At 37.7% G+C, this 6,858-nt stretch carries 5 protein-coding genes; all 5 read left to right on the top strand.

The genetic code is table 11. From position 1 onward, the window contains the following. Window positions 1-583 precede the first annotated feature (583 nt). Window positions 584-2,230, top strand: coding sequence for a Na+/H+ antiporter NhaC family protein (locus ACO5GE_RS07610; RefSeq protein WP_484830316.1), 1,647 nt, complete (start codon window positions 584-586; stop codon window positions 2,228-2,230). A gap of 632 nt (window positions 2,231-2,862) precedes the next feature. Beyond that, window positions 2,863-3,117, top strand: a complete 255-nt coding sequence (locus ACO5GE_RS07605) for a TM1266 family iron-only hydrogenase system putative regulator (protein WP_484830315.1) — start codon at window positions 2,863-2,865, stop codon at window positions 3,115-3,117. 4 nt (window positions 3,118-3,121) lie between these two features. Then, window positions 3,122-4,117 (top strand): [FeFe] hydrogenase H-cluster radical SAM maturase HydE, encoded by a 996-nt coding sequence (gene hydE, locus ACO5GE_RS07600; protein WP_484830314.1) that lies wholly within the window; start codon window positions 3,122-3,124, stop codon window positions 4,115-4,117. A 69-nt stretch (window positions 4,118-4,186) separates the two neighbouring features. Next, a complete protein-coding gene (gene hydG, locus ACO5GE_RS07595; protein WP_484830313.1) occupies window positions 4,187-5,611 on the top strand; it encodes a [FeFe] hydrogenase H-cluster radical SAM maturase HydG in 1,425 nt (474 codons plus the stop codon). Window positions 5,612-5,628: 17 nt separating this feature from the next. Further along, window positions 5,629-6,810 carry a [FeFe] hydrogenase H-cluster maturation GTPase HydF gene (gene hydF / locus ACO5GE_RS07590; RefSeq protein ID WP_484830312.1) on the top strand — a complete coding sequence of 394 codons (1,182 nt, stop codon included), beginning with the start codon at window positions 5,629-5,631 and terminating at the stop codon, window positions 6,808-6,810. Window positions 6,811-6,858: the final 48 nt, after the last annotated feature.

Genomic DNA, 6,858 nt, shown 5'->3' with positions numbered 1-6,858 from the left:
CAAATGTGATTTTCTATGGAATTTTTTTAGTTCATTTTCATTTTACAATTAACCATTTTTACAATTTCATAAAATATTCCATATTAGAATTGACTGAATTATCTTTCAATGCTATACTGTTGAAATTATATTTATTTTGTAAAATATACAGTTCAAACTAACAAAATGATACTTTCTTTTCAGAAAATCTATAACTTGAAAAATGGTTTGTTCCTTTTGGTTAGACCTGTTTTCAAAGAGAATCTGTTTTTAGAAATAAGTTGTTCAGAAAAGACGTTTTACTATTCAGTTATTCAACAAATTAGGTTGTTCAACAAATCCAATTTTTTAGTAACGATTCTATTGATTATGGTTTATTGATAAGGACTCTTTCTAAAATAGATTCAAAGACGTCGCACCATTGACAAGGAGTTCTTTGATGAGAAACACATATCGTTTTAATTTTGAATCATGCTATTTTACAACTTCAATATAATAATCTATATGGTATTGTTTCATTTCCAACGGAATGACTTCATTCTTTTGATGGCGAAAACGGAAATCGAACAATCACATCTCAAATTTTTAGAAAGGAGCGTTTATTATGATCTGTTTTAACGCAAAAAATTCACGTATGTTCATGGTATTATTCTCACTGTTTATTTTATTCCCTTCGATGGTTTTTGCGGAAGATAAACAGGTGTCCCCGGCTCTGTATGCAACTTTTTGGGCATTAATACCTCCTATTGTAGCAATCGCACTTGCATTATTGACAAAAGAAGTTTACAGTTCTCTCTTTATCGGAATTTTTATCGGAGGACTGTTTTATTCCAATTTTTCTATTGAAGGTGCATTGAATCATATTCTAACTGATGGAATCGTAACTGTTCTCTCAGATAAATATAATGTCGGCATTTTGGTATTCTTAGTTGTCTTAGGTGCAATTGTCAGTCTGATGAATGCAACAGGCGGCTCCTCCTCTTTTGGAGAATGGACAGAAAAAAGAATTTCCACTCGTAAAGGTGCGCAGTTCTTGACCATTATATTAGGACTTATCGTATTTATTGATGACTACTTCAACTGTCTTACAGTAGGAAGTGTTATGAAACCGATTTCGGACAAATACAAACTTTCTCGTGCGAAACTGGCTTACTTAATTGACTCGACCGCTGCCCCTGTCTGCATTATTGCACCGATTTCTTCTTGGGCTGCAGCTGTAACAGGTTTTGTACCGGGTGCTGACGGATTCCAAGTTTTTATTCAAGCAATTCCTTACAATTTTTATGCATTCTTGACCATCTTTATGATGTTTGCCATTACATGGATGGACTTTGACTTCGGTCCGATGAAAACTCACGAAGAAAATGCTAAAAACGGAGATATCTACACAACTCCGGAACGTCCTTACGACAATATTGCTTCCCATGAAGTTTCAGGAAAAGGAAATGTCAATGATCTTGTGATTCCTGTTTTGATTTTAATCTTCTTCTGTGCAGCAGGTATGCTTTATTCCGGCGGATTTTTTACCGGTGTCGGTTTCATCGAAGCTTTTTCAGGTAGTGATGCATCCTTCGGCTTATCCTTAGGAAGCATGATTGCGTTGGTTCTTATCATCCTATTCTATATCACTCGTCGAGTACTTTCTTTCCATGAATGTATGGAATGTATTCCGGAAGGGTTCAAATCAATGGTATCTGCTATTTTGATTCTAACATTCGCTTGGACATTAAAATCTATGACAGATAGCCTAGGTGCTTCCGCATTTGTAGAAGAAGTGATGAAAAATACAACCGGACAGTTTATGAATTTCGTTCCTGCAGTTGTATTTGTTGTAGGTTGCGCACTTGCTTTTGCAACAGGTACTTCTTGGGGAACATTCGGTATTTTGATTCCGATTGTAGTATCTGTCTTTGTCGGACATGACAAAACTATGATGATTATTTCCATTTCTGCTTGTATGGCGGGAGCTGTTTGTGGAGATCACTGTTCTCCTATCTCTGATACGACAATCATGTCATCTGCAGGAGCACAATGTAGCCATATCAACCATGTCAATACACAGATGCCTTATGCAATGACAGTTGCAGCTGTATCATTTGTCAACTATGTGATTGCAGGTTTTGTAAAAAGTGCCGTTATTATGTTACCTCTTTCTTTTGTACTGATGTTTTTAACACTTGTCATACTGAAGAAAGTAACTTCACCAAAATCGGTAACGGTCAATACATTGAATCCTTCTAACGAAAGTTAGAATAATAGACAAGTAGTATTATGATAAAAAGGGGTATACCAATGACAAAACACTGTCCGGTATCCCCTTTTCTTTACGAAATTTATCAAAAGTTACAGTTTCTGTTGAAGAGGAAACGCTTTTTTCTGATAAACAAAACACTTTCTCCCCATTGTATATGATTACAGACGATACGATGGAGATAAGTATCGTTACTTTCATTGATTTTTTCTATTTTTTGTGATATATTATAATTATCTGACTGAAAGATAAGGATGTATTGTCCTTTTCTGAAAGAAAGATATTCTAACTTACCAGTATCGTACTCAATAGTATGGATTCGATCCATAGTATCAAGGCGGTGTTTTTTGTTTGCAAAAATTACCACAACACACGTTGTTTTGCTTGGTATGAAAATAAGTATCAATTCAGATAAGAAGTTTTTGAAAAGATTGTTTTAGAAAACTTTGAAAAATATCTTTATCTAAACAACTATGACAATCTTTCTCAAAATTCAACTGATGTTATCTTTTCATATCTTTTTTCAAATTTGTTTGCAAGCAATATCAAAAACCAAAAGTACGATACCGTATGACAGGAGAGAATATCTTCTTTCATACGGTTTTTTTATGAAATAAAAAGGGGGGAATAAAATGGAAGAAAATCGCTTAGCATTGATCGGGATTATTGTAGAAGACTTAGCAAAAACAAATGCTCTTAATGATATTCTCCATGAATATGGAAATTATGTTGTAGGTAGAATGGGGATTCCCTACAAAACAAGAGGTGTTTCGTTAATCAGCGTCATCGTCGATGCGCCCACAAATGTAATCAGTAGCTTGTCGGGAAAATTAGGAATGCTTGAGGGTGTCAATGTCAAGACTTCTTATACCAAATCAAAGGAGTAACGGATTGAATACACCTCCGGCAATTCAAAGACTACTTGACGATATTTCTGTTGAAAATATCCTTGCTTTACTGGAATTAGAGGATTTTTCTCCGGTATTCGACTATGCCGACAGACTCAATCATCTTCATCACGATAAGTATATTGATATTCGTGCGATTGTAGAATTTTCCAACTATTGTAAACGAAAATGCAGATACTGTGGATTGAATGCGACCAACTCCTCTGCCAAACGATATCGTATGACAGAAGAAGAAGTGATACAAACTGCCATCCATGCACGAAAGGCAGGATACCTTACTGCAGTTCTACAATCCGGAGAAGACGGTTATTTTACGGTAGAAAAACTTGGATTTATTGTCAAGGAAATCAAAAAACAAGTCGATATGTTTATTACATTAAGCTGTGGCGAAAAATCGTTTGAGGAGCTTGCTTATCTCAAAGAATGTGGAGCAGATCGCTATCTCCTAAAACACGAAACAGCTGATACCTCACTCTATGGCAACCTCCACCCTTGTGGAACCCTTGCGACTCGAACACAATGTCTAAGAGATATCAAGAAATTAGGATATGCCACCGGTAGCGGATTTATGATTGGTCTGCCGAATCAAACCTTACACACTATTGCGCAAGACCTTTTTCTTCTCTACGATTTGCAGTGTGATATGGCAGGTATCGGACCTTTCATCCCACATCCGGAGACGGACCTTAAAGATTGTTCTGCCGGAAATACCGAATTGACCAAAAAAGCAGTTGCCATTGCACGCATTCTCTTACCTAAGGCGAACTTGCCGGCAACCACTTCGCTCGGCGTATTGGACAGTAAACAAAAAAATAACATATTCTCTTGTGGTGCCAATGTCATTATGCGAAAAGTGACTCCACCGGAATATGTTCAACTTTACGAAATCTATCCAACCACAATTAAGGTAAACAATATCGAAGACGAACGACAAGAACTGGAAACCATGATACGTTCCCTTGGCAAAATACCGAGGTAATCTCACAACATCTTTCGAACACAAACCCAACATCATTACAACATTTATATTGATAAAAGGAGAAACATTATGACAACATATAATCCTGCATCTAGCCATGCAGAAGAATTTATCAATGACCAAGAAATTTTGGACACCATTGAATATGCACAAAAAAATAAAGACAACTTAGAGTTAATGCGCAAAGTATTGGAAAAAGGAAAAAAACAACAAGGTTTGACACACCGTGAGGCAGCTCTTTTGCTGGAATGTGAAGATGAACAAATCATCGCAGAAATGTTTGAACTTGCAAAACAAATCAAAGAGCGTATCTACGGCAGAAGAATTGTACTGTTTGCACCGCTTTATTTATCCAACTACTGTGTCAACGGATGTGTATACTGCCCATACCATCAAAAGAACAAACATATTCGTCGTAAAAAATTAACACAGGAAGAAATCAGAAGAGAAGTTATCGCACTGCAAGATATGGGACACAAACGACTTGCATTGGAATCAGGTGAAGATCCTCTTCATTCTCCAATCGAATATATTTTGGAAAGTATCGACACCATCTACAACATTCATCACAAGAACGGTGCCATCCGTCGTGTCAATGTCAACATTGCAGCAACTTCTGTAGAAAATTTCAAAAAACTGGAACAGGCAGGAATCGGTACTTATATTTTATTCCAAGAAACCTACCATAAAGAAACCTACGAGCAACTTCATCCAACCGGTCCAAAACATGACTATGCTTATCATACAGAGGCAATGGATCGTGCGATGGAAGGAGATATTGACGATGTCGGTATCGGTGTATTGTTCGGACTTTATAAATATCGTTATGACTTTGTCGGACTGATTATGCACGCAGAACATTTAGAGGCAAGATTCGGTGTTGGACCTCATACCATCAGCGTTCCTCGCATTCGTCCTGCAGATGACATCGATGTCAGTGAATTTCCGGAAGCAATTGTCGATTCTCTATTCAGAAAAATTGTTGCATTGATCCGTATTTCTACACCGTATACAGGTATGATTATCTCAACAAGAGAATCTGCTTCTTCTCGTAAAGAAGTATTGGAAATCGGAGTTTCTCAAATCAGTGGAGGTTCCTCGACAAGTGTTGGAGGATATGCCGAAAAAGAATTGTTGGAAGACAACTCTGCACAGTTCGATACCAGCGACAAACGTACCCTTGATGAAATCATCTATTGGTTGATGAAATCCGGTTATGTACCAAGTTTCTGTACTGCTTGTTACCGAGCAGGTCGTACCGGAGATCGTTTCATGGCACTTGCAAAATCAGGTCAAATTGGAAATGTATGCCAACCGAACTCACTGATGACATTGACAGAATACCTGCTTGACTATGCATCCCCTGAAACCAAAAAACTGGGAGAACAACTGATTCAAAAAGAATTAGCGCATGTTTTGGATGCCAATGTAAAAAGACGCTCCGAAGAATATATCCTTCAAATGGAACACGGTTCTCGTGATTTCAGATTCTAAGATAAGGAGGAAATGAATTGCAGACCACTCCAAACGCAAACCGTATTCACATTTCCTTTTTTGGAAAAACAAATGTCGGGAAGTCATCACTCATCAATGCCATCTCCAATCAGACCGTATCACTGGTATCTGAGCAGAAAGGGACGACCACCGATCCGGTCAAAAAAGCCATTGAGCTACATCCTATCGGTCCATGCCTTTTGATTGATACTGCCGGATTTGATGACAACAGTATACTTGGAAATGAACGAATTGAGCTTACCAAACAAGTCGTTGAACAGACAGATATTGCCATCTTTTTGTTCAGTGATGGCTCTTTTGAAGAAGAACGACAATGGATTGCCTATTTGCGTGATAAAAACATCCCAACTGTTTTTGTACTGAACAAATCCGATATAGTTGACAGTAATAACCTATCTCTTGCAATCGAAACAGAATTCGGCAAGAAACCAATTTGTGTCAGTGCATTACACAAAGAAAATATCGACACCTTACTGAAAGAACTCCAAACAATCAGTACCGGTTTGGAAAAAGAAGAATCCATCTGTGGCCATCTTGTCAAACCACTTGATACCGTACTGCTGGTAATGCCCCAAGACATCCAAGCACCAAAAGGACGCCTCATTCTACCACAAGTACAAACCATTCGTGATTTGCTTGACCATCAGTGTATTGTAATTTCAACAACTTTCGAACAGTACGATCAAGCCCTGGAATCCCTAAACAAACCTCCCAAGTTGATTATTACGGATTCCCAACTGTTCGCACAAGTATTTCCTAAAAAGCCCGAAGAGAGTCTATTAACTTCCTTCTCCGTACTGTTTTCCAGACATAAAGGAGATATAGAGGAATTTATTCGTGGTTCACAAATATTGGATTCCTTAAATGAACACTCACGAGTTTTGATTGCAGAGGCTTGCTCCCACAGACCTCTCAAAGAAGACATCGGACGAGTAAAATTGCCCCGTCTGCTACGAAAAAAAATACACCCCGATTTGAAGATTGATATTGTTTCCGGAAATGATTTTCCAAACGATTTAAGCCCCTACGATGTCATCATTCACTGTGGTGCTTGTATGTTTAACAAAAAACATGTGATGAGTCGTGTCGAACAGGCAGTCCATTCACACATTCCAATTACCAACTACGGCATTGCCATTGCTAAATTGAACGGTATATTGGAAGATATTGACTACTAAATCATCTACAAAAAACCTCAACCTCCTTAATCATTCGATGTTAGGAGG

The sequence above is a fragment of the Filifactor sp. genome (assembly GCF_057248345.1).
Note: the sequence above shows the minus strand (reverse complement) of the source record. Positions and strands in the feature narration are given on the sequence as shown.

What these genes read in the sequence shown, in the direction of transcription:
- hydG (WP_484830313.1), top strand. Translation starts at nt 4,187, where the DNA reads ATGACAACATATAATCCTGCATCTAGCCATGCAGAAGAATTTATCAAT.
- ACO5GE_RS07605 (WP_484830315.1), top strand. Translation starts at nt 2,863, where the DNA reads ATGGAAGAAAATCGCTTAGCATTGATCGGGATTATTGTAGAAGACTTA.
- ACO5GE_RS07610 (WP_484830316.1), top strand. Translation starts at nt 584, where the DNA reads ATGATCTGTTTTAACGCAAAAAATTCACGTATGTTCATGGTATTATTC.